Source organism: Streptomyces sp. NPDC090442, from assembly GCF_044769405.1.
Classification (GTDB): domain Bacteria; phylum Actinomycetota; class Actinomycetes; order Streptomycetales; family Streptomycetaceae; genus Streptomyces.
On record NZ_JBIVXW010000096.1, the window covers coordinates 1 to 14,768 of the forward strand.

The window sequence follows — 14,768 nt, forward strand, 5'->3', positions numbered from 1 at the left end:
GCCGGTGACGTCCTCGCCGTTGACTGGGAAACCACCGGGTCCGGCACCCGCGCATCGTGCGCGGAGAAGGACGCGTTCATACGTGCGGTGAAGCGTCTCCGCCCCGCCCACCGCGTGATTCTGTACGTGAACCGCGACTTCTGGCTCAACCGCGATACCACCTCCTACGCCGGCGACGGCCTATGGATCGCCGACTACGTCACCGCCGGCCGCCCCCGCATCAAGGCACCGTGGCTGTTCCACCAGCACACCGACCGCCCCATCGACACCAACGTCGGCGCCTTCCCCGACCGGGCCGCGCTGCGCGCATGGGCAAGCGGCACCGCGGCACCGCCGAACCGCCCCACACCGCCGCCGGCCGCCACCTACACCGTGCGCTCCGGCGACACCCTCTCCGGCATCGCGGCCCGCTACGGGACGACCGTCGCCAAGCTCGCCACCGCGAACCACATCGCCAACCCCGACCGGATCTACGCCGGCCAGACACTCAAGATCGTGAAGTGAGGACCCCATGACCGACGCCAACCGCCGCACCATCCGCACCATCGTGCAGACCACCGTCGCCCTCGCCGTACTACTCCCCGCCATCGTCGACGCGTCGGGTATCCCCGCGTCCCTGCCGTGGGTCGCCGGCTCCCTCGCCGTCGCGGGCGGACTCGCCCGCGTCATGGCCCTGCCCGGCGTGCAGGCGCTACTCCCCGGCTGGCTGCGCGCCGATCTGCCGGCCGACGTCGAGCTGCGCGCCCTCGCCCGCAAGGACGGCGGGGGCGGCGCGTGACCGACCGCGACCCCGGCGACGTCGCCCTCGAACTGGAACGACTCCGAGGCGCCGTCGACAAGGGATTCGCCCGCGTCGACGGCTCTCTCGCCCTACTCGTCCAGCGCAGCGACCAGACCGACCGGCAACTCGCAGACCACGAACAGCGCCTCGACGCCATCGAACGCCGCCGCTGGCCCTTGCCTAGCATCGCCGCCCTGGTCGGCGTCGTTGGTCTGTGCCTGACCGTCTGGCAAGCCACCGCCGCCCGGTAGCCCTTCCCACATCAAATGGCCCGCCCCGACGCGTCGGGGCGGGCCACTCTTGGCGTTTCAGGTGAACGGGTAGAGGCCCGACCGGGTGTGGCGGGCGAGAAGACACGAGGGATCGGTGCGCCACCAGCTACAGCGCCCGGAACCTCTCGTCCAGGTCGGTGATGCGCTCGGCTCGGCGGCCCATCAGATAGACCTTTGTGTGCGTGCGCTGCACCTCATGCAGCAAGGCGAATCCCTGCCTGGCGTTGTACGTGACCAGTTCGGGGTAGTGGCATCCGCGGCGGACCCACGCTTTCCCTTCTTGCGCGGCCCGGTCCACTGCCCACAGGGCCATGGTGGTGCCGGGCTTCTTCTCCCGGTACGCGGGGTCTGTGACTGACGTATACAGGTAGTGCGCCGGCTCGCTCAGTTCTTCCTCGGTCCAGCCCCATGGCGGGGTGTGTTCCTGGATCGTGGTGCACCCGATGATCTGTCCGCCGCCCTCTTCAGCGAGGACCCACATGTCACTGTCGGCGTTTTCTGCTTGCCGAGCGACTTCGGCGGCGTTGTCCCGCCAGCTCGGAAGTCCGCGCCGCTCCAGCCAATCGGACCGGGCGAGGATCATGCCTTCTACGGCGGGGATGTCGTCGGCCGTGGCGAGCCGCATTGCGAACACGTCGTCTCTCCTTACGCGTTGGATCGGCTACAGGAAGGCTGCGGCAGCGTAGTGGAGATCGAGCACTTCAAGGAGTTGTGCGTCTCCGTCCTCGCAGTAGGAGCCGTCAGCCAGTCGGCGAACGGCAGCCCGCAGGCCATCAGGGTCTACTAGCTTCTCTTCGAAGAGTGGCGATCCGTCGTGCAGCATCCGGGCGAACTGCGGGCGAGCGACCGTGGTGAGCGTGTGCTGAACGACTTCGGCGAATGACTCACGGGCTCTCGACTCTGTAACGTCCGGGCTCAAGCCGAGCGAAGCGAGCCGCTTGCGCTGGAGTTGCTTCAACTCGCGCCAATGCATGGGCAGCCACTCGCCGAGCTGCACCATGCCGGGATCGGCGAACGGGTGCAGGGGCCAGATTCCGGACCGCATCAGTACCGGGGCCGTGGTCTCCAGTGACAGGAGGGTCATGCTGTTGGCGGTGGCCGGCGGTGCAATCCCATCGTCGGCGTACTCCAGCGCGGCCCGCGCTCGCGCGCCGATCCACGGCAATTCGTCGCTGACGTCCCCCATGGACTTGTGCGGGTACTCGGCCTGCGACAACGCAACCATCTCGTCCCCGCCCAGCCCGGTGACGACTACCCGGGCGCCAGCATCGGACAGCGCTTCCGTCAGCTTGCTGAACGGCCGGTGCAACGGCTCCTCGTACGGGCTGATCAGTTCGCCCTGCACCCGGGCGCACTCCGGTGACAACGGCGCGTGCTCCACGGCATCCACGACGTGATCCGGCTCGGCGAACGGGAGCGTCTTCAGGATCTCCGCGCGTCGCCTGATCTGGTGGGCGCGCCCCGGGCCACCAATGAGCAGGGTGGCTGTCGAGAACCGGTCGGGGTAGCGCTCCGCGAGGCGGGTTCCCACGGTGCCGGAGTCGAACCCGCCCGTCAGGTGCAGCACGGTTGTGGGGTCGAGTGGCCGGAGGTCGAGGGCGTCGTCCATCGCGTCCACGAACGCCCCGAGGACATCGGCGTTGGGGTCCAACTCCCGTGGCCCGCTGTGCAGTACCGGCTCGGGGTAGTGCACGTACAGGTGGCCGCCGTAGATGGCGGTTGCGCGTTCGGTCACGCGGTGGATGCCGCGGAATACCGTCTCGGTGCTGTACCGGGGCCGGTAGATCAGCAGCCGCGCGACTTCACGGGGACTGAGACCAGTGGCGTGTTCGGCGAGGTCGGCCATGTCCCACGAACCGTGCAGGCTGGTTTGGTCGTGCGCGACGTAGAGCGGCGCGATACCTCCGGGGCCCGTGGTGACGCGACACGGCATGCCCGGGGCGGTCTCCACGAACACATAGTCCGCAGGCCACTGCTCCACCAGGCCGCGCGCTTCGGCGAACTCGCCCGGGGTGACGGTGCGGGGCACGGGATCATGCGTATTGCGGCCCGCGATGCGCTCACGCACCACCACCAGAGTCCGGGTGCCGTCGGTGACAGCGACGTGTTCCACCATCGGATGCTGGTACGGGGTGATCTCGCTCGCCTGGTCGGCGGTGACGTACCGGCGGCCGTCCCATGTCCATGCGCTGTTTGCGTACGGGGCAATGCGTAACTTGATCAAGTTACCTTCCCTCCGGGTGAGCCCGAGGGGCGCGACAGCGCCGGCCCCTCGGGCATTGGGACCGACTGACTCAGACAGCGGTGGTGTCGTACGTCTTGGCACCGTCCGACGAACCGGACTTCTTCTTGTACTCGTGCGTCTCAGCCGGCGACTGGAGCCGGCGCTGCGCCTTCGTCGTGAACAGCCGCTCGAAGCGACGGGCGCGCTTCGGCGGGGGAATGAACTCCTGCACTCTGTCCTCCCTAGCTTCTGCCAGTACCGGGAACTTCCCGGCACCGCCGTGCACTTGCTCCCCCGGCCGGCCGTTGCTGTCCGTGAAGTGACTGGCCGGGGTCTTGCTACCTACCCCTCTCGCGGGTCACGCGACGTGCGGACGTGCCACGTCGCATGCTTCCTGGTCACCGCGAAAGGGGCAGGAACTCATGGGATGGAACGAGCGGGTTCGCCGAGTCGATCAGCGGCGCTCCCGACAGGTCGCAGGTCTCGCCGGTCTTCAACTGCAGGTGCTCGGCTAGGCGTTGGTGCGCATCCAGGTAGACCAGCCTGCGGCAGGGGCGGGCCGGGCACGACACCAGGTAGATCGTCTGTAGTGCCCCCCGCCGGAACACCTGGTGATCGTGCCCCAGATCCTCAGCGGACGGGGTGACCAGTACGACCCGTGTCACGCGGCGTCGCCTCCTCCGTGCATGGATCACCTATCAGGTGAAACCCCGCCCCGCCGATGGTGAACAGGTGGGGGACCTCTTCGGCCTCGCCGGCAGGGACGGGGGTCTAGTGGAAGGCCCGGTACAGCAGCACCATCGCGATGACGAGCACCGTTACAACGGCCCCGACTTTGGGCCCGGGCCCGTTGCTGTCCCGTTCCTGTTGAGCTTTCTCGTGTGCCTCAGCGTCGCACTTGGGGCACCCGGTGATCTCGTGGTTCAGGTCGCTCATACCGCCCCCTCTCCGCACAGAGTCGGCACGGGAACGGACACGGCGGTGCCGGAGCAGTGCGAGGAACGAACGTGACTCCGGGGACGACGTATCCGCGCTGTTGCTGCTCTGCTGGCCGGGGGCTAGCCACTGCACCGCCCTCGGAGTTGGTGTTTCCACATCGTCTCGCTGGCCGCAGCCGCCGCAGCGTAGTCGTTGCGGGCCCGCGCCTGGCGCCGTTTCTCGTTCCACGACTGGCACTTGGCGCACCCAGAGATGGGAGCCGGGTTCAATCCAGCGAGTTCGCCCAGCGTCACCGGGTCTTCCTGCGCCCGCATTTGATCGCGGTAGTAGTCACCCACGGCCATCACTTCCGGCCGGCGTTCTTCCCGCTGTCCAACCCTTTGGTGCGGTCGTTGACTTCCTTGTTCTTCCTACTCAGGTCGTCAGTGGTACCGCTCACGGCTGCCCCGCCTTCAACTGCTCTGCCAGCAAGGCGGTTTGGTTCGGGGTGAGGTGGGGCGGGGCGACACGGTGAAGACGCATGTCATCCACCCACGTCGTCACGTGCACGGTGCTCGGGTCCGTGTTGATGCCGATCGCCCGTAGGGCGGCGTCCAACTCGGCTCCCGCGTCGGTGCACACCTGGTAGGGCGTGCGGGCAGGACTGGTCATGGGAGTACCCTCCTTGCCTCTCCGTAGCGGTTCCGCTACCGGGGAAGTTCAGAGTGAACCCAGCCGGGGAATCATTCAACTCACCGACTATGGAAGATAAGAAGGCGCCGGCCCGTGAATAAGAACGAGTTGAACCCGGACGCATCCCCCGAAGCGGCCTACGGGGCACGTTTACGCAGCCTGCGGGAGGCTCGCGGGTGGACCCAAGAGGATCTAGCCGGACGCATGGACTACTCCAGTGTGCATATTTCGTTCGTCGAAAATGGTCGGAAGCCTCCAACTCTCCGCTTCTCTAAAGGCGTTGATGTGGCGCTGCGCTTGACCGGCACCGAAGCCTCGTTCGAGCTTGAGTACCGGCAGATCAGGCACGGCAACTTACTGGAGGGCTTCCCGGAGTACGTCAAGCACGAGGGCAAGGCGGCAGAGATCCGGCTGTACGAAATCGGCATCATCCCTGGACTGCTACAGACACCGGAGTACGCGCGGGTACTGGCAGACAACGCCGCGCGGCGGGGTGCCATCACACCCGAACAGGCAGATGAACGCGTCTCGTTCCTGGCAAAGAGGCAGGCAGCCTTAGAGCGGACGCGCCTTCCCACGCTGCTAGTGGTGATGGACGAGAGCTGCGTTCGCAGGCAGGTGGGCGGCCCCGACGTCATGAACGCACAGCTTGACCGCTTGGTGCAGTTCGCTGAGAAGCCGAACACCGTGCTTCAGGTCGCCCCGTACGAGATAGGGGAACGTCGTCCGTTCAACCTCCCCATGAATCTACTAACGATGTCGGACCTGTCTGTGATCGCGTACGCGGAATCGCAGTTGCGGGGCAACGTAGAGCGAGATACGGCAGCCGTACTGCCTCTACTGACGGCCTACCATCAGTTGCAGGCCGAATCGCTGCCTCAGGCGGCGTCGGTGGCCATGATCAATGAGGTACGAAAGGGCACCCCGTGACGACCGAATCCCCCCGCTGGTTCAAGTCCTCCTACAGCGACAACGGTGGCAACTGCGTGGAGGTTGCCGCCAATGTCCCCGGCGTGGTCCCTGTCCGGGACAGCAAGAACCTCGCCGGCCCCCACCTCACCCTGACCCCGCAGGCGTTCGCTGGCCTGGTGCAGTTCGCTAAGTCCTGCGCCTGATGGGCCCCGCCAGCCCGCCGAGCCCCGCCGCCCTACCTCTCCGGAGTGGCGGGGCTTTCGCTTACCCGCATCACGTCGGCCGGGGCGTCGGCGGCTGACCACCACACACCGGTGCCCCCGCCGGTTGCCTCCCGACGGGGGCGTCTTGTCGCGTTTCCCCAGGTCAGAGGCCGAGTGTTTTACCTGCACTGCTGCACATGAGCGTGCCGACCCGCTCCTCGGGGGCCACGTCGAGCTCGTCGCGCAGCGCGTGCGCCAACTGCGCGGCCCGGCGGCCGATCTCGGCGAAGGTGCGGCGGTGCGGCTCCGCCTCGCCGGTCCACGTGATGACCTGCGCGTCTCCGTGGACCGTTGACCCATGGGTGAGGATTCGCGAGACGGTGAGCGGTACGTCCTGCATCGTGCTGAGCACCGGGTGCCTCCGCTTTGTTACGGGCGGGTAGTGGTGCTGCGATTCTCGATGCGTACCAGGCGGTATGTCACGCCTCCATGGCGTGTTCTTTCCCCCGGGGGCCGGATTCGGCCGGGAACCCGCGCACGTCCGTTTCCCCCTCGGGGAGGCCCGGCGGCACGCCGCCCTACCCGGCACGGGCCCCGCCGCGCCCGCACGTCGTCGCCGTCCTCAAGGAGGCCGAACGGCATGGCCGGGGGCCAGACCTCTGCTCCGCCGGCCCTGCCGGCCCCGGCCACACCGCTCCGCCCACCCGACAACTAGCCCTCGCTGTCCACCTCTTGGGTGATGGTCCCGTGCATGGGGCCGAAGCCCGGAACATTCACCTCCACCCCGTCGTCCGCCGAGCCCGGAACGCTCCGCTCCGCGGCCTGGCCGGCGCCTCCGTCCCTACCGTCGAAGGCACTGGCCGGACCGACGACGCCGAGAACGACGGCACCGGCGATGGCCGCTGCGGCAACAACGTCACGAACGCGCATGACTCCTCCTTGGATTCGCGATCGGTGATCTACCGCAACCTGCCCTGACCACGGCTCCTCCTGCCATCTTCCATGCCGCACACACGGGCGCTTCAGCCAAACAGCCGACCGCCTTCCGCGGGCCGACGGCGGTCCGGCGCCCGGGCTACCCCGCCGTGCCCGGCTTCGGCGTCACCGCCTGGAGGACCAGGACCGAGAGGTCGTCCTCGACCGGTCCGGTGCCGAAGTCGTGGGCGGCCCGGCGGACGTGTTCGGCGAGCGCCTTGGCACCCAGGCCGAGGCCGTCCCGCAACACCCCCGCCAGGCCGTCGTTGTCGTCCAACTGCCAGTTGCCGCACCGGCGTTCGGTGACCCCGTCGGTGACGCACAGCAGCGTCTCGCCGGGCGCCAGCGGGAAGGTGCTGGCGCGGAACTCGGCGCCCTCGTCGATGCCCAGCAGCATCTGCGGGTCGGCGGCCGGCTCCACGGTGCCGTCGGTGAACAGGTGCAGCGGCGGCGGGTGACCGGCGCTGGCGACGGTGCAACGGGCCCCGGGGCGGCCGGGATCGACGGTCAACTCCCCGTAGAGCAGGCTCAAGAAGCGCGAACTGGCCTGTTCCCCGCCGAGTTCCACCGCCTCGGCGCCCTCCTCCGCCATGGCCAGATTCAGCCGCCCGAGGACCGATTCGACGCCGTGGCCCTCACGGGCCAGCAGGCGCACCAGGTGGCGGGCCAGCCCGGTCACCGACATCGCCTCGGGGTCCTTGCCCTGGACGTCGCCCAACAGGAAGCACCAGCGGCTCCGGCCCATCGGGAAGACGTCGTAGAAGTCGCCGCCGACGGTCTGCCCCTGGCCGTGCGGCTCGTAGACGATCGCGGTGTCGACGCCGGGGATGCTGGCCAGTGTGGCGGGCAGTTGGCGGCGCTGGAGGGCCAGGCTGATGGTGGTCTGCCGGGTGTACTGGCGGGCGGTGTGCACGGCCTGGGCGATCCGCCGGGCGGCGTCCTCCACCATGCGCGCGACGGTGTCGGTCATCTGGAGCCGGCCCGCCCGGCCCAGCAGCAGGACGCCCAGTTGTTCGCCCCGGGCCACCAGGGGGAAGGCCAGCGCCGACCCGCCCTCCCTGGACGCGCCGGCGCCTTCCGGCCAGGTCCAGGGGATGCCGCCGACCCGGACGACGTCGATGGGCGGCTCGCGCTCCAAGTCGACGCGGAGCGGCCCGATCCGCCGCTCGTCGACGTGCCACACCCGGGAGAGCTGCATGCCGCCGCCCTCGGTGCTCAGCCAGATCGCGCACCAGTCGGCGAGCCGGGGCACCAGCAGTTGGGCGGCGAGCGCGGTGACCATGTCCTGGTCGAGCTGGCCGGCGAGGAGTTCGCTGGTCTCGGCGAGGAACGAGGGGCCGCCGCGGTCGACCCACTCGGCGGCCACACCCGGGCGCCGCGGCGCCCGGGCCCGGGTCGTGGCGGTAGCGCCGGCGCCCCGCCGGTCGGGTCCGGCCGGCGCGGCCGCCGACCGGCCCTCCGTGGCGGTCAGCCGGAACCAGACCGTCTTGGTGGACCTGCGGTAGGTCACGCCCCAGGACTCGGCGAGCGCGCCGACGAGCTGGAGGCCGTAGCCGGGGACGCCGCCGCGGGCGTCCACCCCGCCGCGCACGGTCCGCGAGGGGTGCCGGTCGGCGACCTCCACGACGACCGCGACGGTGGCCGGCCCCGCACCGCCGGCCGCGGCCGGCCCGCGCCCGTAGGTCAGCCGGCAGGTCACGTCGATCTCGGTGCCCGCGTACATCACGGCGTTGGTGACGAGTTCGCTGACGAGGAGGACGGCCTGGTCGATGAGGTCCGAACTGATCGCGGCGGCGCCGGGGGCGGCCGCCCGCTCGGTCAGCAGGGTGCGCACGAAGCGGCGGGCCGCGGAGGCGGCAAGCTGGTTCGCCGGCAGCCCGGTGCGGGACACCGTTGCGGCCTCCTGCGGGGCCGTCGTCCGCGGCGATAGCGAGGTCACGGCGCCCCCTGATGCGCCCGGAAAAGCAACTCATTACGGCCGCTTTATACTATGACATATCTGCCCAATTGGATCAGTTCCGGACCGACTCCGGGACCCCTCCGGACCGCCTCCGGACGCCTCCGGGCCGCTCCGGGACGAGCCCGACGGCTCCGCGGCGGCCGGACGGCCCCGCACACGTTCGGTTCGGGTTCGGTCTCGATCACTGGGGGGATGGTGTGCCATGGCGCCCGACCCGACCCGGCCCGAGTCCGCGGCGTCACCCCCGGACCCCCGCCACGACGGCCAGTGGGTGCGCACCAGCGAGCTGCGCCCCCTCCTCGCCGCCCTGAACGCCCTGCGCGACGGCGACTTCACCGCCCGCGTCGGCCGCCCCGAGGACGGCGCCCCGGTCGACGGCGTACTGGCCGACATGACCGATGTCTTCGCCCAGATCGTCGCCCGCAACGCCCACCTCTCCGCCGAACTCCAGCGCCTGCGCCGCGAGGTCGTCCGCGAGGGCCGGCTGGACGAGCGGCTGCGCGCCAGTCCCGGGCAGGGCGGCTGGACCACCAACGTCGAGGCCGCCAACGCCGTCCTGGAGGCACTGGTCACCCCGGTCGCCAAGGCCACCCGGGTGCTGGACTCGATCGCGGACGGCGATCTGACCCGGCACGTCGATCTGCACGACGGCAGCCGCCAGCTCCGCGGTGACCTGCGCCGCCTGGGAAGCTGCGTCAACCGCGTGGTCGACCGGCTCTCGCTGTTCACCGGCGAGCTCACCCGGGTCTCCCGCGAGGTCGGCATCGAGGGCCGGCTCGGCGGACGCGCCAAGGTCCAGGGCCTCTCCGGCGACTGGCTGCACGTGACCGAGGCGGTCAACACCATGGCGTCCCGGCTGACCGCGCAGGTCCGGGACATCGCGGTGGTGACCACGGCGGTGGCCCGCGGCGACCTCACCCAGCAGGTGACGGTCGAGGCCACCGGCGAGCTGCTGGAGCTGAAGCTCACCGTGAACACCATGGTCGACCAGCTCTCCGCCTTCGCCGACGAGGTCACCCGCGTCGCCCGCGAGGTCGGCACCGAGGGCCGGCTCGGCGGACGCGCCCAGGTACGCGGCGTCTCCGGCGTCTGGAAGGACCTCACCGACAACGTCAACTCCATGGCGTCCAACCTGACCTGGCAGGTCCGCAACATCGCCCAGGTCACCACCGCCGTCGCCAACGGCGACCTCAGCCAGAAGATCACCGTGGACGCCCGCGGCGAGATCCTCGAACTCAAGTCGACCATCAACACCATGGTCGACCAGCTCTCCGCCTTCGCCGACGAGGTCACCCGCGTCGCCCGCGAGGTCGGCACCGAGGGGCAGCTCGGCGGACGCGCCCAGGTACGCGGCGTCTCCGGCGTCTGGAAGGACCTCACCGAGAGCGTCAACTTCATGGCGGACAACCTCACCACGCAGGTCCGCAACATCGCCCAGGTGTCCAGCGCGGTCGCCGAGGGCGACCTCGGCAAGAAGATCACCGTCGAGGCCAAGGGCGAGATCCTCGAACTCAAGTCGACCATCAACACCATGGTCGACCAGCTCTCCGCCTTCGCCGACGAGGTCACCCGCGTCGCCCGCGAGGTCGGCACCGAGGGCAACCTCGGCGGTCAGGCACAGGTCCGGGGCGTCTCGGGGGTCTGGAAGGAGCTCACCGACAACGTCAACTCCATGGCGCTGAACCTCACTTCGCAGGTCCGCAACATCGCCCAGGTCACCACCGCGGTCGCCAACGGCGACCTCACCAAGAAGATCGACGTGGACGCCCGCGGCGAGATCCTGGAGCTCAAGGACACCGTCAACACCATGGTGGGGCAGTTGCGGGCGTTCGCCGACGAGGTCACCCGGGTCGCCCGCGAGGTCGGCACCGAGGGCCGGCTCGGCGGACGCGCCCAGGTGCACGGCGTCCTGGGGGTCTGGAAGAACCTCACCGACAACGTCAACTCCATGGCGGACAACCTCACGTCGCAGGTCCGCAACATCGCCGAGGTGGCGACGTCGGTGGCGCGCGGCGACCTCTCCAAGAAGATCGACGTCGATGCCCGCGGCGAGATCCTGGAACTCAAGACCACCATCAACACCATGGTCGACACCCTCTCCTCGTTCGCCTCCGAGGTGACCCGGGTGGCCCGCGAGGTCGGCAGCGAGGGCCAACTCGGCGGCCAGGCCCGGGTCGAGGGCGTCTACGGCACCTGGAAGCAGCTCACCACCAGCGTCAACGAGCTGGCCCTCAACCTCACCACCCAGGTGCGCGCGATCGCCGAGGTGACCAGCGCGGTCACCCAGGGCGACATGTCCGGCTCGATCACCGTGGACGCCCGCGGCGAGGTCGCCGCCCTGAAGAACAACATCAACCTCATGGTCGCCAACCTCCGCGAGACCACCCGCGCCAAGGACTGGCTGGAGTCCAACCTCACCCGGATCGCCGGCCTGATGCAGGGCCACCGCGACCTGGTCGAGGTCGCCGACCTGATCCTGCGCGAGCTCACCCCGCTGGTGAACGCCCAGTTCGGCGCGTTCTTCCTGGCCGAGGCGGGCGCCGAACCGGGCGAGGGCCTGGAGCTGATCGCCGGCTACGGCACCGGCCGCCCGGACGGCCAAGGCGCCCTGAACCGGATGCGGCGCGGCGCCCCCGCCTGGGGCCTGATCACCCAGGCCGCCACGGAGCAGCGGCGCATCCTCGTCGAGGCGGTGCCCGGCGACTACCTCACCATCAGCTCCGGCCTCGGCGCCGCGGCCCCGGCCAGCGTCGTCATCTTCCCGATCCTCTTCGAGGACCAGGTCCTCGGCGTGATCGAGCTGGCCTCCTTCAGCCGCTTCAGCGAGGTGCACCTGGCCTTCATCGACCAGTTCGTCAACACCATCGGCGTCTCCATCAACACCATCATCGCCAACTCCCGCACCGAATCGCTGCTCTCGGAATCCCAGCGGCTGACCGTCGAACTCCGCCAGCGCTCCGACGAGCTCCAACTCACCAACGCCGAGCTGGAGGAGAAGGCCGCGCTCCTGGCCACCTCCTCGCAGTACAAATCCGAGTTCCTCGCCAACATGTCGCACGAGCTGCGCACCCCGCTCAATTCCCTGCTGGTGCTCTCGCGGCTGCTCGCCGACAACCCCGACGGCCGTCTCAGCCCGCAGGAAGTGGAGTTCGCGGTCACCATCCACCGCGCCGGCTCCGACCTGCTCCAGCTCATCAACGACATCCTCGACCTGTCGAAGATCGAGGCCGGCCGGATGGACGTGCACCCCAAGGCCCTGCCGCTGAAGAAGCTCCTGGACTACGTGCGGGCCACCTTCCGCCCGCTCACCGTCGACCGCGGCCTCGGCTTCGACGTCCACGTCGGCGAGGGCGTCCCCAAGGAGCTCTTCTCCGACGAACAGCGCCTCCAGCAGATCCTGCGCAACCTGCTCTCCAACGCGGTGAAGTTCACCTCCACCGGCGGCGTGGAACTCCGCGTCGAACGCGTCCCGGAAAGCCGGTGCGGCCAGTTCGAGGAGGCGTCCCTGCGCACCGCCGACACCGTCCTCGCGCTCTCCGTCAAGGACACCGGAATAGGCATTCCCCCGGAGAAACTCGACGGCATCTTCGAGGCGTTCCAGCAGTCCGACGGCACCACCAACCGCAAGTACGGCGGCACCGGGCTGGGCCTGTCGATCAGCCGCGACATGGCCGCGCTGCTCGGCGGGCGCATCAAGGCCGAGAGCCAGGTGGACGTCGGCTCCACCTTCACCCTCTACGTCCCCGCCCACTACACCGGCCCCTCGGCCGCCCCCGTCCCGACCCCGCACAGTGCCGGCCCCGCCGAGGCCGCGCCCGCCACCCCGGTGAGCCCCGAGCAGGCCCCCGCGCCGCCGGTCGTCGCACCCGCCGACGTCTTCCCCGCCCAGGAGAGCCTCGCCCCCCGCACCGCGCTCCGCTCCACCGAGGGCGGCGACGTCACCTGGCCCGAGGCCACCCGGCTCAAGGACTGGCTGAGCGGTCCCGCCGGCCGCCTCCTGGCCGGCCGCCGCCTCCTGATCGTCGACGACGACATCCGCAACGTCTTCGCGCTGACCCACGTCCTCGGCCGGGTCGGCATCCACGTCAAGTACGCCGAGAACGGCCGCGAGGGCCTGGAGGTCCTGGACCGCGCGCCCGACGTCTCGCTGGTGCTGATGGACATCATGATGCCGGAGATGGACGGCTACGAGATGATCCGGGCCATCCGCCGCACCCCCCGCTTCGCCGACCTCCCGATCATCGCGCTCACCGCCAAGGCGATGCCCGGCGACCGCGAGAAGGCCATCGAGAGCGGCGCCGACGACTACATCCCCAAACCGGTCGACGTGGACCGCCTGTTGTCGGTCGTCTCCCGGCTCCTGGACCCCCTCCGGACCCGGCCGACCCCAAAGGCCCCGCCACCGGCCGCCGGCCCGCCCGACACCACCGACGAGGAAACGGAGGGGCCACCGTCATGACACTGTCCCCACCCGACACCGCACCCATCCTCATCGTCGACGACATGGAGGAGAACCTCGTCGCCCTCGAAGCGGTCCTGGGCTCCCTCGCCACCAAGGTGGTCCGCGCCCGCTCCGGCGAGGAGGCCCTCAAGGCCATGCTCCGCGAGGAGTTCGCGGTCGTCCTCATCGACGTCCTGATGCCCGGCATGAGCGGTTTCGAGACCGCGGCCAACATCAAGGGCCTGGACCAGACGAAGGACGTCCCGGTCATCCTGCTCACCGGCGCCTCCGTGGACCCCGACTACGCCTACCGCGGCTACACCGTCGGCGCCGCCGACTTCCTCATCAAGCCCTTCGACCCCTGGCTGCTGCGCACCAAGGTCAACGTCTTCCTCGACCTCTACCGCAAGAACCACCAACTGGCCGCCCAGGCCACCCAGTTGAAACGCCTGCTGACCGGCGCACCGGAGGCCCCGACCACCGCCGCCGGACCCGGCGCCGCCCCGCGTCCCCCCGAGCCCGCACCGGCGCCGCCCGCCGGTGACGACGCCTCCCTCGCCGACATCGCCAGCCGCCTGGCCCAGATCGAGCTCCTGCTCCGGGACGCCCGCGGCGCCGAGTCCGCCGGCCTCGCCGACCGCATCGCGGCCCTGGAGAAGGCGGTGGAGCGGCTGATGGTGGGGCGGGGGGCCTGACCGGAGGGCGACCCCGTCAGGCCGCGGCCGGGCTCAGGCCCAGCACCGCCAGCTCCGGGTCCTCCCGGAGCTTGGCCAGGGCGCGGGAGACCGCGCTCTTGACCGTGCCGACCGAGACCTCCATGACCTCGGCGGTCTGGGCCTCGCTGAGGTCCTCGTAGTACCGCAGGACGACCATCGCCCGCTGCCGCGCCGGCAGCCGCATGATCGCGCGCCACATCGCGTCGCGCAGGCCCTGGAGTTCGGCCGGGTCCGGCGCCGGTATCGGGTCCGGTTCGGGCAGCTCGTCGCAGGCGAACTCCTCGACCTTGCGCTTGCGCCACTGCGAGGTGCGGGTATTGATCAGCGCGCGGCGCACATAGCCGTCCAGCGCGCGGTGGTCCTCGATGCGCTCCCAGGCCACATAGGTCTTGGTGAGCGCGGTCTGGAGGAGGTCCTCGGCGTCGTTCGGGTTGGAGGACAGGGACCGCGCGGCGCGCAGCAGAACCGGCCCCCGGGCCCGTACGTAGGACGCGAACGACGGGAACGTCGCGGGCGTCGAGGCGCTTGTGCACACAGACGTGGTCATGTGCTCCACGCTAGGAGTGGGGGAGGGGCGGGGGCGTCGGCCCAGGGTGCCGAAGCGCCGTCCGCCTCAAGTTGTACGGGCGGGGTACCGCCCACCTCCTAAAGGCGGAGCGCGGGAGGTACTCCC

16 protein-coding genes and 1 pseudogene are annotated in these 14,768 nt (G+C 70.0%); 7 read left to right on the plus strand and 10 right to left on the minus strand.

The window, feature by feature from the left end:
• The 3 genes from ACIQU6_RS39800 to ACIQU6_RS39810 all read left to right on the plus strand — a co-directional run.
• Positions 1 to 504, plus strand: a 504-nt coding sequence (locus ACIQU6_RS39800; RefSeq protein ID WP_403486725.1) for a LysM peptidoglycan-binding domain-containing protein, incomplete at its 5' end; no start/stop codon positions are given.
• 7 nt (positions 505 to 511) lie between these two features.
• Positions 512 to 778 (plus strand): hypothetical protein, encoded by a 267-nt coding sequence (locus ACIQU6_RS39805; RefSeq protein WP_403486727.1) that lies wholly within the window; start codon positions 512 to 514, stop codon positions 776 to 778.
• A complete protein-coding gene (locus ACIQU6_RS39810) occupies positions 775 to 1,032 on the plus strand; it encodes a hypothetical protein (protein WP_403486729.1) in 258 nt (85 codons plus the stop codon). The genes ACIQU6_RS39805 and ACIQU6_RS39810 overlap by 4 nt, the downstream gene beginning before the upstream one ends.
• A 127-nt stretch (positions 1,033 to 1,159) precedes the next feature.
• On the opposite strand, the gene ACIQU6_RS39815 is transcribed toward ACIQU6_RS39810, so the two are convergent.
• The 6 genes from ACIQU6_RS39815 to ACIQU6_RS39840 form a co-directional block, all read right to left on the minus strand.
• The gene (locus ACIQU6_RS39815; RefSeq protein WP_403486790.1) at positions 1,160 to 1,678 is read right to left on the minus strand and encodes a GNAT family N-acetyltransferase; all 519 of its coding nucleotides are present in this window, start codon (positions 1,676 to 1,678) and stop codon (positions 1,160 to 1,162) included.
• 36 nt (positions 1,679 to 1,714) lie between these two features.
• The gene (locus tag ACIQU6_RS39820) at positions 1,715 to 3,169 is read right to left on the minus strand and encodes an asparagine synthase-related protein (protein WP_403486731.1); all 1,455 of its coding nucleotides are present in this window, start codon (positions 3,167 to 3,169) and stop codon (positions 1,715 to 1,717) included.
• A 178-nt stretch (positions 3,170 to 3,347) separates the two neighbouring features.
• Positions 3,348 to 3,509, minus strand: a complete 162-nt coding sequence (locus ACIQU6_RS39825) for a hypothetical protein (protein ID WP_403486732.1) — start codon at positions 3,507 to 3,509, stop codon at positions 3,348 to 3,350.
• Between the two features lie 166 nt (positions 3,510 to 3,675).
• A complete protein-coding gene (locus ACIQU6_RS39830) occupies positions 3,676 to 3,942 on the minus strand; it encodes a hypothetical protein (RefSeq protein WP_403486734.1) in 267 nt (88 codons plus the stop codon).
• Positions 3,943 to 4,048: 106 nt separating this feature from the next.
• Entirely contained in the window at positions 4,049 to 4,213 is a 165-nt protein-coding gene (locus tag ACIQU6_RS39835; protein ID WP_403486736.1) for a hypothetical protein, read from the minus strand.
• 438 nt (positions 4,214 to 4,651) lie between these two features.
• Positions 4,652 to 4,867: a hypothetical protein gene (locus ACIQU6_RS39840; RefSeq protein ID WP_403486738.1), complete on the minus strand. Its 216-nt coding sequence runs from the start codon at positions 4,865 to 4,867 to the stop codon at positions 4,652 to 4,654.
• A gap of 114 nt (positions 4,868 to 4,981) precedes the next feature.
• Between ACIQU6_RS39840 and ACIQU6_RS39845 the strand changes: the two genes are divergently transcribed.
• Positions 4,982 to 5,818, plus strand: coding sequence for a helix-turn-helix domain-containing protein (locus ACIQU6_RS39845; RefSeq protein ID WP_403486740.1), 837 nt, complete (start codon positions 4,982 to 4,984; stop codon positions 5,816 to 5,818).
• Positions 5,815 to 6,003, plus strand: coding sequence for a DUF397 domain-containing protein (locus ACIQU6_RS39850; RefSeq protein WP_403486742.1), 189 nt, complete (start codon positions 5,815 to 5,817; stop codon positions 6,001 to 6,003). Before ACIQU6_RS39845 ends, ACIQU6_RS39850 begins: the two co-directional genes overlap by 4 nt.
• A gap of 184 nt (positions 6,004 to 6,187) precedes the next feature.
• Here the strand turns inward: ACIQU6_RS39850 and ACIQU6_RS39855 are convergent.
• From ACIQU6_RS39855 to ACIQU6_RS39865, 3 genes and pseudogenes are all read right to left on the minus strand, one after another.
• A pseudogene (locus ACIQU6_RS39855) lies at positions 6,188 to 6,415 on the minus strand (fatty acid--CoA ligase); the annotation flags it as partial.
• A gap of 299 nt (positions 6,416 to 6,714) precedes the next feature.
• On the minus strand, positions 6,715 to 6,933 hold the full coding sequence (locus tag ACIQU6_RS39860) for a hypothetical protein (RefSeq protein ID WP_403486744.1): 219 nt from the start codon (positions 6,931 to 6,933) through the stop codon (positions 6,715 to 6,717).
• 145 nt (positions 6,934 to 7,078) lie between these two features.
• A complete protein-coding gene (locus ACIQU6_RS39865) occupies positions 7,079 to 8,917 on the minus strand; it encodes a SpoIIE family protein phosphatase (RefSeq protein WP_403486746.1) in 1,839 nt (612 codons plus the stop codon).
• A 223-nt stretch (positions 8,918 to 9,140) separates the two neighbouring features.
• Here ACIQU6_RS39865 and ACIQU6_RS39870 point away from each other — a divergent pair, with 223 nt between their 5' ends.
• Positions 9,141 to 13,397, plus strand: a complete 4,257-nt coding sequence (locus ACIQU6_RS39870) for a HAMP domain-containing protein (protein WP_403486748.1) — start codon at positions 9,141 to 9,143, stop codon at positions 13,395 to 13,397.
• On the plus strand, positions 13,394 to 14,074 hold the full coding sequence (locus ACIQU6_RS39875) for a two-component system response regulator (protein ID WP_403486750.1): 681 nt from the start codon (positions 13,394 to 13,396) through the stop codon (positions 14,072 to 14,074). Before ACIQU6_RS39870 ends, ACIQU6_RS39875 begins: the two co-directional genes overlap by 4 nt.
• Positions 14,075 to 14,090: 16 nt before the next feature.
• Here ACIQU6_RS39875 and ACIQU6_RS39880 read toward each other — a convergent pair whose 3' ends face one another.
• Positions 14,091 to 14,642 (minus strand): SigE family RNA polymerase sigma factor, encoded by a 552-nt coding sequence (locus ACIQU6_RS39880; RefSeq protein WP_403486752.1) that lies wholly within the window; start codon positions 14,640 to 14,642, stop codon positions 14,091 to 14,093.
• Positions 14,643 to 14,768: the final 126 nt, after the last annotated feature.

Excerpts from the sequence above, each read along its gene's own strand:
- ACIQU6_RS39860 (WP_403486744.1), bottom strand. The coding sequence starts at position 6,933 with ATGCGCGTTCGTGACGTTGTTGCCGCAGCGGCCATCGCCGGTGCCGTC.
- ACIQU6_RS39880 (WP_403486752.1), bottom strand. The coding sequence starts at position 14,642 with ATGACCACGTCTGTGTGCACAAGCGCCTCGACGCCCGCGACGTTCCCG.
- ACIQU6_RS39870 (WP_403486748.1), top strand. The coding sequence starts at position 9,141 with ATGGCGCCCGACCCGACCCGGCCCGAGTCCGCGGCGTCACCCCCGGAC.
- ACIQU6_RS39840 (WP_403486738.1), bottom strand. The coding sequence starts at position 4,867 with ATGACCAGTCCTGCCCGCACGCCCTACCAGGTGTGCACCGACGCGGGA.
- ACIQU6_RS39820 (WP_403486731.1), bottom strand. The coding sequence starts at position 3,169 with ATGGTGGAACACGTCGCTGTCACCGACGGCACCCGGACTCTGGTGGTG.
- ACIQU6_RS39875 (WP_403486750.1), top strand. The coding sequence starts at position 13,394 with ATGACACTGTCCCCACCCGACACCGCACCCATCCTCATCGTCGACGAC.
- ACIQU6_RS39815 (WP_403486790.1), bottom strand. The coding sequence starts at position 1,678 with ATGCGGCTCGCCACGGCCGACGACATCCCCGCCGTAGAAGGCATGATC.
- ACIQU6_RS39835 (WP_403486736.1), bottom strand. The coding sequence starts at position 4,213 with ATGAGCGACCTGAACCACGAGATCACCGGGTGCCCCAAGTGCGACGCT.
- ACIQU6_RS39805 (WP_403486727.1), top strand. The coding sequence starts at position 512 with ATGACCGACGCCAACCGCCGCACCATCCGCACCATCGTGCAGACCACC.